The organism is Asticcacaulis sp., assembly GCF_027484505.1.
GTDB lineage: Bacteria > Pseudomonadota > Alphaproteobacteria > Caulobacterales > Caulobacteraceae > Asticcacaulis.
Map to the genome: position 1 here is coordinate 1 of NZ_JAIXSV010000132.1, position 15,591 is coordinate 15,591.

Genomic DNA, 15,591 nt, shown 5'->3' on the forward strand with positions numbered 1-15,591 from the left:
AACGCAGTTGTGTCAAAAAGCCTAAGAAGGGTTAACGATTTTTGACAGCGCTGACACAGATTGCCGTTGCGTAAATTTACTTACGCATTCACTATGGATTTCAGGTGCTTAATGGCTTCTGTGCGGGGCAATGTTAGCTGACCCGGACGCGCCTCACGCCATTCTTTGTTATCCGTGATTTGCGTGGCCAGAAGCCGCCCCTGATCCAGATCCTTGATCGTAACGGTATTATTTACCAGCTCGTCGCCACCCAGCATGACAACAGCCGGGGATAAACGGCGATCCGCGTACTTCATTTGCGCCTTCATGCCCGACCGGCCGAGGTAAACTTCGACCGCCAGACCCGCCGCGCGGATGTCCGCCGCCAGCCGGAAGTATTCGCCCATGTCCGATTCGGAGAAGGCGATGATGACGATGGGCCCGCGCACGGGCTGAATCGCGCCCTCTTCGGCCAGGGCCAGCGCCGCCGCTAGACGCGACACGCCGAACGAGAAGCCGGTCGCCGGCACGCGCTCACCCGTAAAGCGCGCCACAAGGTCATCATAGCGCCCGCCGCCACCGACGGAGCCAAAGCGCACGAGGTTGCCCTTCTCATCACGCGTTTCCATCAGCAGTTCGGCCTCGAACACCGGGCCGGTATAGTATTCCAGCCCGCGCACGATGGACGGGTCGAAAATGGCCTCAGCCTCCGACACACCCAGCCCAGCCAGCGCCGTCGAAATGCGCGACAGGTCCTCAAGACCGGCCTGCCCTTCCGGGGACTCACTTAACACCGCCGCCAGCTTTTCCAGCACCGCCCCGCGCTCGGCCTGACCGCCCGCGCTGTCGCGGCCTGCGGCCACAAAGCCCAGCACCGCCGCGATGGCCTTGTCGTTCAGCCCTGCGCCCTTGGTAAAGTCGCCCGATTCGTCCTTGCGCCCGCCGCCCAGCAGCAGCTCGACGCCTTCGAGACCCAACCGGTCCAGCTTGTCGATGGCGCGAAGCACGCCCATCTGCTGCACCGGCGAATCGGCACCAAGCGCGCTCAGCAGGCCATTGAGCAGCTTGCGGTTATTGATCTTGAGCACGGTCGGCAGGTTGTTGGCGCGGAAGCCGGCCACGGCCAGCGCGATGATTTCCGCATCTGCCTCCGGACGGTCGGTGCCCACCGTATCGGCGTCACACTGCATGAACTCACGCAGGCGGCCCGGCCCCGGCTTTTCATTGCGCCACACCGGCCCGAAGGCATAGCGGCGGAAGGGCTTGGGCAGGGTGTCCCAGTTCTGGGCCGCAAAACGGGCCAACGGGGCGGTGTGGTCGTAGCGCAGCGCCATCCACTGATCATCGTCGTCCTGCAACGAGAAAACGCCGACATTGGGACGGTCGGCGTCGGGCAGGAACTTGCCCAGCGCATCGGCATATTCAAAGGCCGAGGTTTGCAGGGCTTCGAAGCCAAACGACTCATAGACTTCCGAGACCCTGGCGATCAGGCGACGTTCCACCGCGATCTGCGAGGCGCGCTTGTCAGCAAAGCCGCGCGGCGCGCGCGCTTCAGGGCGAAATTCGGTAAATTCAGCGGGATTGGGGGCGTTTTCGGTCATGCTGCGCGATTAAAGCAAACAGGCGGCAGAGACAAGGGAGGAGTGCGTTACGAAAAAGCGCCCCGGAAGGTCCGGAGCGCTTTTTATCTTAAGGTTGGCGGGGTGTTTAAGCCTCGGCCTCTTCCGACTTCTTGCGGCGGGTGCGGCGCTTGGGCGCTTCGCCCTCTTCCGCTACCGCTTCCGATGTCTCGGCGGCGGCCACCGGCACCGGGGCGCGCAGGAAAGCCGGCAGGTGGCTGGTGTCATCAGCGGCTTCGCTTTCGACCGCACGACGACGGCCACGACCACGGGATTCCGGCTGAGCCTCAGCCGCTGGCGCTTCGGGCGCGGGGGTGATCGGCGCGGCTTGCGGGGTGACCACATCAAAACCCGCCACTTCGGCTGGCGCAGACCCGCCGTTGAGCGGCTCGGTCGAAGCGATCGGGCCGGAGGTGACGGAAACCTCCTGCTCGCTCAGACGCTGCTGACGGCGGCGCTCATAGCGTTCACGGCGGCTTTCGCGGCGTGGGCGGTCGTCGCCATTGTCGCTGCGCTCGGCGTAAGCCCGGTCCCGGTCGCCGCCATTGCGGTCACGATCACCGCGGTCATTGCGCTCGCCGCGATCTCTGTCGCGGTCGCGGTCTCTGTCACGATCCCGGTCGCGATTGCGGTCACGGTCCCTGTCGCGATCACGTCGATTGTCGTAGCGCGGCTGATCGCCTTCGCCACCTTCGGACTCAGCGGTTTCGCCCTCCGTTTCGGTCGTCTCGATTTCGGTATCGAGGTCCTCATCGAAGTCGAAGCCCGTGGAGAACGGATCGCGTTGCAGGAATTCCGAAACCGGACGCTGCGGCTGCATCTGACGGATCAGGCGGAAATAGTGCTCAGCGTGCTGAAGGTAGTTTTCGGCCAGCACGCGGTCGCCCGACGAATTGGCGTCGCGGGCCAGTTGCTGATACTTTTCGTAGATGGTCTGCGCGTTGCCGCGCACCTTCGCCCCGTCCGGCCCGTTCGACTCGTAGGCGCGATTAGGGTTGTTCTGATTACCAGAGGGCTTGCGATTACGGCTGCGTTGCCGTTTCATACCCCGAAAATCTTTCATGCGATGTAACCGTTTAGGGCAAGGCCCCGCTTGCATTGGGCGCGGGGCGAATCTGTTTATGTGCCGCAGGCCCTGTTTGCCATATGCCGCAGGGCCTTAGATGAAGTGCCGGGTTTGCGTGTTGGTGTGTGCCGTTTTCAGGGGTTCACGCTGTGGCCTGCACCGGGCTTTGCCCCCCTACGCAGGCGCTCAGGTTTCCGCCTATGGGCACAGCGTTTTCGACTGTGCATGATCTCGGAAGCGGCAAAAGCCGTCCGGTAATCTGTCCACAATGGCAGGAGACTTTGCAGTGTTAGCGCCAAAACCGCCCGTTTCCAAGAGAAATTTTCAGAAACGGACGGTTTTCAACGGTCTGTCTATTGCAGGGAGAGCTTTTGGCCGATCACGATACGCGGCAGGTCAGACAGGTCTTTAAAGGTCACCACGTTGAAAAAGCCCGCTTTTTTCATCAGGTCTTCGACGGCGGCCGACTGATCATAGCCGATTTCCATCCACGCCGTGCCGCCGGCCTTGAGGATACGGAAGGCTTCCGGGATCATCTCGATATAGGCATCGAGGCCCGATTCGCCGCCATCCAGCGCCAGATGCGGGTCGTGGTCACGCACTTCCGGATCGAGCGTCGGGATCACCTCGCTGCGTATATAGGGCGGATTGGAGGCGACGAAATCGAAGCTGGCATCGGCCAGCCCCGCTCCCCACGAGGTGCGCAGGAAGGCCGCGCGCCCGTCGAGGCCGAGATTGGCGGCATTGTCGCGCGCCACGGCCAAAGCCTCTTCGGAGACATCGGTGCCGAGGCCCTTGGCCGCCGGACGCTCGGACAGGACCGACAGGAGGATGGCCCCCGACCCGACACCGAGGTCAGCCAGCGTAAAAGCCTGCCCCTCCTCGGTCGTCTTGAGGATCATATCGACGATGCACTCGGTCTCCGGACGCGGCACCAGCACGGCGGGCGTCAGGTCGAGCAGCAGCTTCCAGAAGCCCTTGCGCCCCAGAATACGCGCCACCGGAACGCGCTTTTCACGGCGGGTCAGATAGTCGTCGAGCGTCGCCTTCTGCTCCGCCGTTAGCAGCTTGTACGGATCGGTCAGGATGTCGGTGCGCGTATAGCCGGTCGCCGCCTCCAGCAGCAGCCGGGCGTCGATGGCCGGCGAGTCGATATGGGCGGCCTTCAGACGGGTCTGAGCGCCCTTCCAGGCGGAAACAAGAGTCAGGTCAGTGTCGGTCATCTGTTTATTCCCCCTCTCCCCGTATACAGGGGAGAGGGCCGGGGAGAGGGGAAGGGAAAACCGGCGGCACTACAGCAAATCCCGCCGGGCGACGATCATATAGTTGACGGCCGTATCCTTTGAAAGGGCCCAGGTCGCCGTGAAGGGATTATAGCTCACCCCCACCGCCGGGTCTGGCGTCAGGCCGGTCCCCTCAAGAAAGCCTTCGATCTCTTCCGGCTTGAGGAACTTGTTCCAGTCGTGCGTGCCCTTCGGCACCCATTGCAACACGTATTCCGCCGCCACAATGCCCAGCGCGTGCGCCTTCAGCGTGCGGTTCAGCGTGGCGATGAACAACAGCCCGCCCGGCTTGACCAGCGATGCGCAGGTTTTGAGAAAACTTTCCGGGTCGTTGACGTGCTCGATGACCTCCATGGTCAGCACCACGTCAAAACCGGGCTCTTTGGAAGCCACCACCTGCTCGACCGTCTGGGCCAGATAGCGGATATCGAGCCCGACCTCAGCGGCATGGGCCCTCGCCGTGCCGATATTCTTTTCCGAGGCATCGATGCCGGTGACGTCGAAACCCATGCGCGTCATCGGCTCGGACAAAAGCCCGCCACCGCAGCCAATGTCGATGAGCCGCAGGTCGCCAAAAGGCGCCACCGCGCGCGGATCGCGCAGGAAGTGATCGACGCAGGTGTCGCGGATAAAGCGCACGCGGTTGGGGTTAAACTTGTGCAGCGGTGCGAACTCACCCTTGGGGTCCCACCATTTGGCCGCCAGAGCCGAAAAGCGCGCCACATCTTCGGCGTCAATGCTCGGCCCGGCGGGGGCAGCGGAGGTCAATTCCGTCTCATTTGCAACTGATTTTGCTTGATTTTTTGCCGCTCTGGCCATGTCACGCTCCGAAAACAGCCACTCTTGGCAGCGGAATAGCGCAAAAAGCCGCGTCCGTATGCGCTTTTTTCGCAAAAAAGCTTCACAGGGGCGCGCACGGGCAGTAAAGCGGGCGCGCATTTTTGCGTACATCCTTGTACTGCTTATACCAAGGGTCATTGAAAATGACTCTTGGTATTCGTTTCGCGAATGTCTTATGCCTTTGATACATATAAGACATTCGCGAGTTTTTTAACGCCCGGATGCGTCAGCATGTTCGGGCGTTGGTATTAAAGAGAAAGACGGATTAATGACTCGTCTCGTGATGAAGTTCGGCGGCACGTCGATGGCCGACCTCGAACGCATCCGCAGGGCGGCCCGGCTGGTGGCCGCTGAATACGATGCCGGTCACCGCGTCGCGGTCGTTGTGTCGGCCATGTCGGGCAAGACCAATGAGCTGGTCGCCTGGACCGACGGTGCGGGTAAGGCCACAGGTCGCGCCATCGAAGGCGACGACGAATATGATGTGGTCGTGGCCTCCGGTGAACAGGTGACCGCCGGTCTTCTGGCCATGACGCTGCGCAATATGGGCTATGATGCTATTTCGATGATGGGCTGGCAGGTGCCGATCCTCACCTCGGACGTGCATGGCAAGGCGCGTATCCTCGACATCCCGCCGGCTAAGCTGGAAACCGCGCTCGATGCCGGGCAGATCGTCGTCGTGCCGGGTTTTCAGGGCGTCACCGAGTCGGGCCGCATCACCACGCTGGGCCGTGGCGGTTCGGATACCTCAGCGGTCGCCGTGGCGGCGGCGGTCAAGGCCATCCGCTGCGACATCTATACGGACGTCGATGGCGTCTACACCACCGACCCGCGCGTCGAATCCAAGGCCCGTCGCCTGAAAAAGATTTCCTTTGAGGAAATGCTGGAAATGGCGTCGCTGGGGGCCAAGGTGCTGCAAACCCGCTCGGTCGAACTGGCCATGGGGCAGCGCGTGCCGGTGCGCGTCCTGTCTTCCTTCGTGGAGCCGGGCGAAAACATTGATCAGGGCACCATCGTGTGCGACGAGGACGAAATCGTGGAAAAGCATATTGTTTCCGGCGTGGCATTCAGCCGTGATGAAGCCAAGATCACCCTGCTGGGCCTGCCGAACAAGGTCGGCGTCTCCGCTGCGGTGTTCTCGAAACTGGCGGCGGCCAATATCAATGTCGATATGATCGTGCAGTCGGAAAAGCGCTCCGGCGAATACGCCAACCAGCTGTTCACCGTCGGCCGCCGCGACGCTCAGGCCGCAGCCGAAATCATGGAAGCCGCCAAGGCCGAAATCGGCTTCGACGCCATCAAGGTCGATGAAAACGTCGCCAAGGTGTCGATCGTCGGCGTTGGTATGCGCTCGCACACGGGTGTCGCCGAAACCATGTTCCGCGCCCTGTCGGAAAAAGGCATCAATATTCAGGTCATCTCGACCTCGGAAATCAAGATCTCGGTCCTGATTGACGAAGCCTATACCGAACTGGCCGTGCGCGCCCTTCATGCGGCCTATGAGCTGGACAAGATCGGACAGTAAGCGCTGTTCATTATAGGGTAAAAGGCCGCGTGCTTTGAGTGCGCGGCCTTTTTCTTTGTTCTCTATGGGTTTGTGCCGATTTGTTTCGGCGATGTGACCGCATAAAGTCTTCGTGACTTGTCTCAGGGGACAAGCCTCTGTAGACAGCCGCGAAAACGTTTCCCATTATGGAGAAAACGGCAAACGGTTGTATGGGGAGCCGAAGGTTGAGTCCAAGTCTGGTTCAGGGTGCACGCGGTCAGCGCGGTCTGCTGCGGCAGATTCGCGAAGTCATGGCCGATGGCTCTTCGGCTCAGGCGCGTCTCGACCGCGTGGTGGAAATCATCGCCCGGTCGATGATCGCCGAAGTCTGCTCCATCTATCTGCGCCGAACCTCCGAAGAACTGGAACTGTTCGCCACCGAAGGCCTCAACCGCGAAGCCGTGCACAATACGCGGCTGCGCCTCAGCGAAGGTCTGGTCGGTGAGGTCGCCCGGTCGGGGCAACCGCTGAACCTCAACGACGCGCCGTCGCACCCCAGCTTCGCCTACCGCCCGGAAACGGGCGAAGACCCCTATAATTCGTTCCTGGGCGTGCCGCTGCTGCGTGGCGGGCGTACCATCGGCGTGCTGGTCGTGCAGAACATGGCCATGCGGACCTATGGTGAGGATGAGGTCGAGGACCTTCAGATTATCGCCATGGTGCTGGCCGAAATGGTGGCCGGCGACCTAGTCAGCGACGATGAGCTGAAAGACATCGAAATCGCGCCGCAGCGGCCGGAGCGCCTGAAAGGGTCGAGCTTCGCTGACGGTATCGCCATCGGCACGGTGATCCTGCACGAGGTGCCGGTGACGCCGGATCACCTGCTGTCGGACGACGCCATCGCCGAAGAGGCGCGGCTTCTGACCGCTATCGGTGATCTGCGCGACCAGATTGATCAGATGTTCGAAGGTCAGCACGGGCTGGCCGGCCCAACCTTTGATGTGCTCGAAACCTATCGCATGTTTGCCCACGACCGAGGCTGGACTCGCAACTTGGTCGAGGCGGTGCGCTCCGGCCTGACCGCCGAGGCAGCGGTGGAGCGTGTGCGCAACGAACAGCGCGCCAAGCTCAACAACGCCCGCGACGCCTATATGCGTGAGCGTCTGCACGACCTCGAAGACCTTGGCAACCGGCTGTTGCGCGTGCTGGCCGGCCGTAACACCGTCGCCCGCGAAATCCCCGACAATGCCATTCTCGTGGCGCGTGATCTGGGGCCCGCGGACCTGCTGGAATACGACCGCAAGAAGCTGAAAGGCATTTTGCTCGAAGAAGGCTCGGCCGCCAACCACGCCGCCATCGTCGCGCGTGCCCTGCAAATCCCCTGCGTCGGGCGGCTGGAGCGTCTGCGTGACAAGGTCAATCAGGGCGATCAGGTGGTCGTCGATGGCGAAACCGGCGAAGCCTATCTACGTCCGCGCCCCGATATTCTGGGGGCCGCCGTGGCGCGCATGGATATGCGGGCCGCCCGCCGGGCCGAGTTTGAAAAGCTGAAAGACGTCGATGCGGTGACGCGCGACGGCCACCGCGTGGCGCTGCTGATGAATGCTGGTCTGGAGTTCGATCTCGAAATCATGCACGAGACGGGCGCCGAGGGCATCGGCCTGTTCCGCACCGAGTTTCAGTTCATGGTCTCCGAAGACCTGCCGCGCCTGAAGCGTCAGACCGAGCTTTATGAGCGCGTGATGGATGCGGCGGGCGACAAGCCGGTCATCTTCCGCACGCTCGACCTCGGCGGTGACAAGATCCTGCCCTATATGGAGACCGAGCGCGAGGAAAACCCGGCGCTGGGCTGGCGCGCCATCCGCATGGGGCTGGACCGTCCGGCCCTGCTGCGCATGCAGGTACGCGCGCTTCTCACCGCCGCCAAGGGGCGTGAGCTGCGCATCATGTTCCCCATGGTCGCTTCGGTCGATGAATTCCGTCAGGCGCGTGAGCTGGTGGATATCGAATGTCAGTGGGCCCGCCGCCGGGGTCGTCCGCTGCCGCAGGTGCTGCGCGTCGGCGTGATGATCGAATGTCCGTCGCTGCTGTTCCACCTCGACGCCCTGCTGCCGATGGTCGATTTCGCCAGCGTCGGGACCAATGACCTGACGCAGTACCTGTTTGCCGCCGACCGCACCAATCCACGCATGTCGGACCGCTATGACGTGCTGTCGCCGCCCATGCTGCGCGCCCTTTCGACCATCCAGAAGGCGGCCGAGGATTCGGGTACGCCGGTTTCCGTCTGCGGCGAAATCGCGGGTAAGCCGCTGGAGGCCTTTGTGCTGATCGCGCTGGGCTTCAACCGCCTGTCTATGCCGCCCGCCGGCATCGGTCAGGTCAAACGCATGATCCTGTCGCTGGACCGCGAACAGGCCTCAAAAGCCATCCGCAAGCTGATGGGCTCCTCCTACGGTTCGCTGCGTTCCGAAGTGCTGGCCCTGGCGCGCAAGCTGAATGTGAATCTGTAATTTCACCTCCGCATAAGCGCCGAAAAGGGATGAAATTTTCAAACAGGAAGTCATTTTCGGTCGTATAAAGGCGTGCTTCAACTGTTCGGGTGGCCGCGTGTTTCGATTTCTCGCCTTCGTTTTCGCTTTTATCGCGCTGGGTTCTGCCGTTCAGGCCGCACCGGTCAAGACGGCGCACCTGACCACAGAACTGATCGCCGAAACCACGGTGACGCCCAGCGGGCAGGTGTGGCTGGCCATCCGACATACACCGCTCAAGGGCTGGCATACCTATTGGCAAAACCCCGCCGATACAGGCCTTGCGCCCAAGGTCACATGGACGCTGCCCACCGGCGTTACCGTGTCGGAGCTTGTGTTCCCGACCCCGGAAGTGCAGCCCTATATGGGGCTGACCAATTTCGGCTATAGCGGCGAAACGGCGCTTCTGGCCAAGCTCACCAATGGTTCGGTGCTTAAGGATGGCGTGCTGCCGATCCGCGCGCAGGTGGATTTTCTGGTCTGTGAAAAGGTCTGCGTGCCGGAAACAGTCAATCTGACGCTCGACCTTCAGGTAACGCCGAAGCCTGAACCGCTCAGCGATTTCAGCGCCGCCCGCGCGGCCCTGCCTCAAAAAGTGCAGGCACAGGCGACCTATGCGGTGTCCGGCGATACCCTGACGCTCGGCCTGCTCTCACCGACGGATACCACCGCCGCCAACGATTTTACGCATCCCGGCGGGGCCTATCTGTTTCCGCTGAGCGGCGGCGTGATCGACCCGTCGGCCAAACAGGCCATCGAACTGGGGCCGCAGGGCTTTACGGTTTCGCTGAAAACCAAGGCCACCCCCGAAGCCCCGTTTGAAGCGGTGATCCGCTTCGCGTCGGGACGGTCCTATCAAATCAGCGCCACAGAAGGCACGCCGCCAGCCGCCGCCAGGGGCCTCGGTGCACCGCCGCAGGCGCGACCCGCGATCAACCTGATGGGGGTTGTCGCGGCGATGAGTCTGGCCTTTGTCGGCGGGCTGATCCTCAACCTGATGCCGTGTGTCTTCCCGGTGTTGTCGATGAAACTGCTGGCTCTGGCCAGAGCCGGGCACGAAGGTGCCACCGGTCGCCGTGAGTCGCTATTCTACGGCGTCGGCGTTCTGCTCACGTTTGCGGCTCTCGGCGGGCTGCTGAGCTGGCTTGGTTCGGCGCTGGGCTGGGGCTTCCAGTTGCAATCGCCGTGGGTGACGGCGGGCCTGTCGCTGTTGTTGCTGGCCGTGGCGCTCAATATGTCCGGCCTGTTTGAGGTCGGCTCCGGCCTGCAATCGCTGGCGGGCGGGCGGTTATTTGTAAATAACCCCGATGTGACGGCGCTGCTGACCGGCGTTCTGGCCGTTGTGGTCGCCGCCCCGTGCACGGCTCCGTTTATGGCCACCGCCATCGGTGTGGCTCTCGCGCAGGGGGGCGTGGTCAGCTTTGCCATCTTCCTCGCGCTTGGTCTGGGCTTTGCCCTGCCGGTCGTCGCCCTCACCTTCCTGATCACCTATGTCCCGGCGGTTGCCGCCCGTATGCCCCGCCCCGGCCCGTGGATGGACCGGCTTCGGCACATTCTCGCCATTCCCATGTACGCCGCTGCCCTGTGGATGGGCTGGGTCTTTGCGCAGCAGGTCTCTGGCCTTGGCCTGTTCGCGCTGGGGCTGGCCTGCGCACTGCTGACGGTCGGCCTGTGGTGGCCTAAGGGCCCGCGTATTTTACGGCCTGTTTTCATTGTCATGGCGCTGGCGGTCGCGGCCACCGCCGCCGTACAGAAACCCGATGCGCCGGTGCGGGTGGCCGTCGATCACGAAGCCTTCTCCACCGCCCGCATCGCCGAACTGCGCGCGCAGAACACCCCGGTTCTAGTCAATCTGACCGCCGCTTGGTGCGTGACGTGCAAGGTGAATGAGCGGCTGGTTTTCGAAACGCAGGCCTTCCGCGATGCCGTCAAAGCCAGCGGAACGGTCTATATGGTCGGCGACTGGACCAATCAGGACGCCGCCATTTCGCAGTACCTCAGCCAGAATGGCCGTTCCGGCGTGCCGCTTTACGTCTATTACGGCCGCAACACTGCCGATCCGGTGGTGCTGGGGCAGTTATTGAGCACTAAAGATGTGGTTGCAGTGTTGAAGAAGTAATGGGCCACGAAAAACACGAAAAGCGGGAAAAAATTACAGACTGAGCCTGCGGCGCGACGCGCAAAAAATCCGAGCGCACTTCAGATAAACAATCGCCCTTCGGGCACAGGGAAACCACCGTCTTTTCCAGCTTTTCGTGTTTTTCGTGGCAAAAATCCTAAGAATTGCCGAACTCAATCACGCAATCGAGCCCCGAATCCGCTGTTGCGGGCGTGACGATCACGTCTATATTGTCTTCCAGCAGATAGGCCATGTCATTCAGTGCGCCTTTGAGCGCGTCCGGCGTCTTGGCTGCCTCGATGGCGGCCAGCTTGCGCGGCAGATCGAGCGACACGCCTTTCAGCACGCATTTCAGGTCATTGTCCGTGCCGCGCGCCTTGAGGTCGAGATGACCTTTCAGATTGCGCTCGGACAAGGTGCTGATCTCCCGTGCATAGGATTTGAAACCCGCTGAGGTCAGAAGCGTCAGGGAGGGGCTTTGGGCCATACGCACGGTGCGCGCCTTCAGCGTGCCGGCGTCCCGGACGATGGCGGCGTAGAGGGGCTCTTTCGACAGCGGATTAACGGCCGGTGTCGCCGCCATAACGGGCGTCGTCAGCAGAATAGCGATCAGCGCAAGGTGTTTCATGGCGGCTCCTTCGCCGCTATCTATGCAAGAGCCCGGCCAAGAAAGCGTTAATTCCACACCCTTAATTGAGCGTCTTGGGCTTGGGCGCTTCATCGGCCGGGATCGGCAGAGGCGCGACCGGAATGCCTTCGTCGATCAGTTCACGCACCTCATCGCGGCTAGCCTCGCCATAGATAGGACGTTCGGGTGCCAAGCCTTCGTGCATGTCACGGGCTTCGCGGGCAAAGCTGTCGCCCACATAGTCGAAGTTCTGCTCGACATGGGTGCGCACACGGTGCATGGCCTCAGCCACAGCCTTGCGCATATCCGACTGACGGCTTTCGACGGCCTCAGAGGTGCGCACCATCGGGGCCATGATCGCCTTTTCGACCTGCACACTGCCGCAGTGCGGACACTCAATCAGCGCCCGCGCCTTCTGCTCGTCAAAGGCGGCTGAATTGGAAAACCACGCCTCGAACTCATGATCGTGTTCGCATTTCAGGGCATAGCGGATCATACGCGTACAAAGGTCCTGTCGTGTTCCAACTGAGGGATGGCCGTGCGGGCGCGCGCGACCTCCGACAGGTCTATCTCGGCCATCAGAACCGCCGGGTGGTCGTGGTCGAGTCGGGACATGACCTCGCCCCACGGATTGACGATCATCGAATGCCCCCAGGTTTTACGGCCATCTTCGTGTTGACCGCCCTGCGCCGGGGCAAAAACGAAACAGCCGGTTTCAATGGCACGGGCGCGCAGCAGCACCTCCCAGTGTGCCTGCCCGGTCGGTACCGTAAAGGCCGCCGGCACGGCAATCATCGACGCCCCGCCCTGCGCCAGAGCGCGGTGCAGATAGCCGAAACGCACATCGTAGCAGATGGTCAGGCCCAGTCCGCCCCACGGCGTCGGCGCAATCACCGCACGTTCGCCACCGCAGACACCCGCCGATTCGCGATAGACCTCGCCATTGGGCGTGGTGGCGTCAAACAGGTGGATCTTGTCATAGAAGGCGGCCTCTTCGCCGGCCTCATTGAAAAAGACGGTCCGGTTGACGGCCCGTTCTTCCCCCACGACCGGCGACCGGACAATGGCCGAGCCCAGCAGGGTTGGCACACGATATCGCGCCGCCAGCGCCTTGACCCCCGCCACACAGGCGTCGGCGTCGAGCGTGGTGACGACCTGCGCCTTCTTCTCCTTACGCTGCTCCATCAGGTTGGAACATTCGGGCGTCAGGATAAGCTGCGCCCCTGAGGCCACCGCCGTTTCGTACAGCGGTTTCAGGTGTTCAAACGCGCGCACCGGGTCGGCGGGCGTGTTCAGTTGCAGCAGGGCGACTTTGAGCGGAGCGGCCTTTGCCATTTACGACGCCAGCAAGGGGTCCAGACCGCCGCGCGAATCGAGCGACACCAGATCATCGCAGCCGCCGACGTGCAGGCCATCAATGAAGATTTGCGGATAGGTGGCGCGGCCCGACCGCTCATTCATCTCCTTACGCAGTTCCGAATCGTTGGAGGCAACGATTTCCTTGTACTCAGCGCCCTTGGAGTCCAGCAGCGCCTTGGCGCGCTCGCAATAGGGGCAGTAGGGCTTGGTATAGATTTCAATATTCGGCATGGGGGTCCACAGTCAAAACGCAACCTTGTCACAAACCATTATATAGGCAAGGGTTTGCAAGTTTTAAAGACGGACCTGTGGCCGACGCGCGACAGAAAGACTGCGCACTTTCAGACTTCGATGGCAGGCACCGCGCGGGCCAGCACCAGCACATTAACTTCGCGCACCCCCGCTTCCCGCAGGGCTTTGGCGCAGGCCGACAGCGTCGCGCCGGAGGTGAACACATCATCGACCAGCAGCACCCGCCGTCCGCGCAAACGCCGTGCGCCCGAGGCCGTTACCGCAAAAGCCCCCTTCACATTCTCAAAACGATCTTCGCGGCGGCCTTTGGCCGTGCGGGCGCGGCTGAACTGCGCCGTCGTGGCGCGCTGACGGATCAGCGCGTCGGGTACAAAGTCCTTCTGATACTGCCGCGCCAGAGGGCGGGCCAGCTCCGCCGCCTGATTGTAGCGGCGCTGAAACAGTCTGCGCCAGTGCAGGGGCACGGGCACGATCACATCGACCTCCTCCATCAGCTCAGCCCCGGCCCGCGACAGCCAGCCCGACAGGATGGGCCGCAAATCGAGCCGGTCAGCGTGTTTAAACGCCAGAATAAGGCCTTTGGAGGCCTCTGTATAAAGACAGGCGGCACGGCCATGGCGAAAGGGAAACGGCTTTTGCGTGCAGCCGTCGCAAAGGGCCCCGGCCCCCAGAAACAGCCCGCCTTCAAACGGGCGGGCGCACATGTCGCAGCCCTGCCCGGTCAGAAACCGAATGGCGCTCCAGTCATCCGCCGTCAGACCGCCGGCCTGCACCGCGTCTTTCACCCCGGCGGAGTTGCGCAGGTCCGGGTCGTGATTGAGCGCCTGACGCGGATAAAGGGCGTCGAGCAGCCGCGTCCCGCCTTCGCGCAGACGCGGGATGAGCGCCTGTTGCGTTACCCACTCTTTCAGACCGCCTATGGACAGCCGCATACTTCCCCCCATTTAAGCTGTCGCGCATCTTGGTCCGAAAACCGCTTCACACTTTTCGGGATGCGCTATATCTGCAAAGCATGACAACACCGCGCCTCTTCGATCGTCAACTGCTACGTCAGCGCCTCAACCGCACGGCGGGCGATTTTGCCACGGCCAACTTCCTGAAACGGCGGAGCGCCGAGGACATGATCGACACCCTGGCGGCCATCAACCGCCGCTTTGACGTGGCGCTGGAGATCGGCCGACGCGATGGTACTTTCGCCAAGCTATTGGCCGGGACGCCGGAGGTGGCAGCGAAGATCGGCTATCTGATCGAAAGTGACCTGTCGGCCCGCCACTGCCCCGCCGTAGTGCTGGACGAAGAAGCCCTGCCCTTTGGCGATGATACGCTTGATCTGGTGGTGTCGTCTCTGGCCTTTCACACCACCAACGACCTGCCCGGCGTACTGGTGCAGTTGCGCCGCGCCCTGCGGCCCGATGGCCTGCTGATTGCCTCGCAATTCGGCGGCGAGACCCTGCACGAGCTACGCCGTGTACTGATGGAGGCCGAACTGGAAATCCGCGGCGGCACGGGGGCGCGCGTCGCCCCCTTTGCCGAAGGGCCGGACTGCGTGGATCTGCTGCGCCGCGCCGGGTTCAACATGCCCGTCGTCGATACGGACAAGGTGGTGGTCAGCTATGCCCACCCGCTCAATCTGCTGCGCGATCTGCGGGCCATGGGAGAAACCAACATCCTGTTCGACCGCCCGCGCAAGGGGTTGAACCGGGCCATCCTCAGCCGGGCGTTTGAACTTTACGCCGAACGCTATCCCCATCCGGAAGGCGGCGTGCGCGCCACCTTCGAGATCATCACCCTGTCCGGCTGGACCCCGCACGAAAGCCAGCAAAAACCCCTTCGTCCGGGCTCAGCGAAAGTGCGACTGGCCGATGCGCTGGGGGTGAAGGAAGGGAAGCTATAGTCTCCGCCCTGTGCCAATAACATCGAGAGGCGGGAATTAAATAAAATCATTCAGATACGCCACCAGCGGCAGGTCTGCCGGGGGCATGGGATAGTCGCGCATATCTTTGGGGCGTACCCATTTCAGCGCTGTGTGCTCCTTCGGTTGCGGCGTGCCCTCCCAGCGGCGGATCAGGTACAGCGGCATCAGCAGGTGAAACGCCTCATAGGTATGCGAAGCAAAGACGAAGGGGGCCAGACAGGCGGCCTTCGTCGTAATACCCAGTTCTTCCTCAAGCTCACGGATCAGCGCCGCTTCGGGGGTTTCGCCGGGTTCGACCTTGCCGCCGGGAAACTCCCACTGCCCGGCCAGCGACTTGCCCTCCGGACGCTGAGCGATCAGCACCCGCCCGTCACTGTCGATCAGGGCCGCCGCAACGACAAGTACGGTTTTCATGCGATATCCTCAATGTAAGAAACCCCACCACCACATCTCGCCTGCGGCTCGTGCGGTCCCCCTCCCCACCAAAGGCAGGGAGGTATATAGTCGCTTAAGCGTC

Annotated in this window: 14 protein-coding genes; 4 read left to right on the top strand and 10 right to left on the bottom strand. The window is 62.4% G+C overall.

The genetic code is table 11. The features are described from left to right. Positions 1 to 80 precede the first annotated feature (80 nt). The 4 genes from hisS to ubiG all read right to left on the bottom strand — a co-directional run bounded on the left by hisS (position 81) and on the right by ubiG (position 4,715). A complete protein-coding gene (gene hisS / locus Q0072_RS08275) occupies positions 81 to 1,580 on the bottom strand; it encodes a histidine--tRNA ligase (RefSeq protein ID WP_298328344.1) in 1,500 nt (499 codons plus the stop codon). Positions 1,581 to 1,686: 106 nt separating this feature from the next. Next, the gene (locus Q0072_RS08280) at positions 1,687 to 2,643 is read right to left on the bottom strand and encodes a DUF4167 domain-containing protein (protein ID WP_298328347.1); all 957 of its coding nucleotides are present in this window, start codon (positions 2,641 to 2,643) and stop codon (positions 1,687 to 1,689) included. A gap of 374 nt (positions 2,644 to 3,017) precedes the next feature. Further along, positions 3,018 to 3,887, bottom strand: coding sequence for a peptide chain release factor N(5)-glutamine methyltransferase (prmC, locus tag Q0072_RS08285; RefSeq protein ID WP_013480696.1), 870 nt, complete (start codon positions 3,885 to 3,887; stop codon positions 3,018 to 3,020). Between the two features lie 69 nt (positions 3,888 to 3,956). Further along, positions 3,957 to 4,715, bottom strand: a complete 759-nt coding sequence (ubiG, locus tag Q0072_RS08290) for a bifunctional 2-polyprenyl-6-hydroxyphenol methylase/3-demethylubiquinol 3-O-methyltransferase UbiG (RefSeq protein WP_298328355.1) — start codon at positions 4,713 to 4,715, stop codon at positions 3,957 to 3,959. Positions 4,716 to 5,055: 340 nt separating this feature from the next. Between ubiG and Q0072_RS08295 the strand changes: the two genes are divergently transcribed. The 3 genes from Q0072_RS08295 to Q0072_RS08305 all read left to right on the top strand — a co-directional run bounded on the left by Q0072_RS08295 (position 5,056) and on the right by Q0072_RS08305 (position 10,920). Beyond that, on the top strand, positions 5,056 to 6,312 hold the full coding sequence (locus Q0072_RS08295; RefSeq protein ID WP_298328358.1) for an aspartate kinase: 1,257 nt from the start codon (positions 5,056 to 5,058) through the stop codon (positions 6,310 to 6,312). 272 nt (positions 6,313 to 6,584) lie between these two features. Then, positions 6,585 to 8,783: a phosphoenolpyruvate--protein phosphotransferase gene (gene ptsP, locus Q0072_RS08300; RefSeq protein WP_232037191.1), complete on the top strand. Its 2,199-nt coding sequence runs from the start codon at positions 6,585 to 6,587 to the stop codon at positions 8,781 to 8,783. A 97-nt stretch (positions 8,784 to 8,880) separates the two neighbouring features. Further along, positions 8,881 to 10,920: a protein-disulfide reductase DsbD domain-containing protein gene (locus Q0072_RS08305; RefSeq protein WP_298328361.1), complete on the top strand. Its 2,040-nt coding sequence runs from the start codon at positions 8,881 to 8,883 to the stop codon at positions 10,918 to 10,920. A gap of 157 nt (positions 10,921 to 11,077) precedes the next feature. Here the strand turns inward: Q0072_RS08305 and Q0072_RS08310 are convergent, their stop codons facing one another. The 5 genes from Q0072_RS08310 to Q0072_RS08330 all read right to left on the bottom strand — a co-directional run bounded on the left by Q0072_RS08310 (position 11,078) and on the right by Q0072_RS08330 (position 14,091). Then, a complete protein-coding gene (locus Q0072_RS08310) occupies positions 11,078 to 11,548 on the bottom strand; it encodes a hypothetical protein (protein WP_298328365.1) in 471 nt (156 codons plus the stop codon). Between the two features lie 61 nt (positions 11,549 to 11,609). Further along, a complete protein-coding gene (locus Q0072_RS08315; RefSeq protein WP_298328368.1) occupies positions 11,610 to 12,044 on the bottom strand; it encodes a DUF1178 family protein in 435 nt (144 codons plus the stop codon). Then, positions 12,041 to 12,883 (bottom strand): carbon-nitrogen hydrolase family protein, encoded by an 843-nt coding sequence (locus Q0072_RS08320; RefSeq protein ID WP_298328371.1) that lies wholly within the window; start codon positions 12,881 to 12,883, stop codon positions 12,041 to 12,043. The genes Q0072_RS08315 and Q0072_RS08320 overlap by 4 nt, the downstream gene beginning before the upstream one ends. Continuing rightward, complete coding sequence (gene grxC / locus Q0072_RS08325; RefSeq protein WP_298328374.1) at positions 12,884 to 13,138, bottom strand: glutaredoxin 3; 255 nt, start codon at positions 13,136 to 13,138, stop codon at positions 12,884 to 12,886. A gap of 110 nt (positions 13,139 to 13,248) precedes the next feature. Beyond that, positions 13,249 to 14,091 (bottom strand): ComF family protein, encoded by an 843-nt coding sequence (locus tag Q0072_RS08330; protein ID WP_298328377.1) that lies wholly within the window; start codon positions 14,089 to 14,091, stop codon positions 13,249 to 13,251. A gap of 80 nt (positions 14,092 to 14,171) precedes the next feature. Here Q0072_RS08330 and Q0072_RS08335 point away from each other — a divergent pair, with 80 nt between their 5' ends. Further along, positions 14,172 to 15,053 (top strand): methyltransferase domain-containing protein, encoded by an 882-nt coding sequence (locus Q0072_RS08335; protein WP_298328380.1) that lies wholly within the window; start codon positions 14,172 to 14,174, stop codon positions 15,051 to 15,053. Between the two features lie 36 nt (positions 15,054 to 15,089). On the opposite strand, the gene mutT is transcribed toward Q0072_RS08335, so the two are convergent. Then, positions 15,090 to 15,488 carry an 8-oxo-dGTP diphosphatase MutT gene (mutT, locus tag Q0072_RS08340; RefSeq protein ID WP_298328383.1) on the bottom strand — a complete coding sequence of 133 codons (399 nt, stop codon included), beginning with the start codon at positions 15,486 to 15,488 and terminating at the stop codon, positions 15,090 to 15,092. Between the last annotated feature and the right edge of the window lie 103 nt (positions 15,489 to 15,591).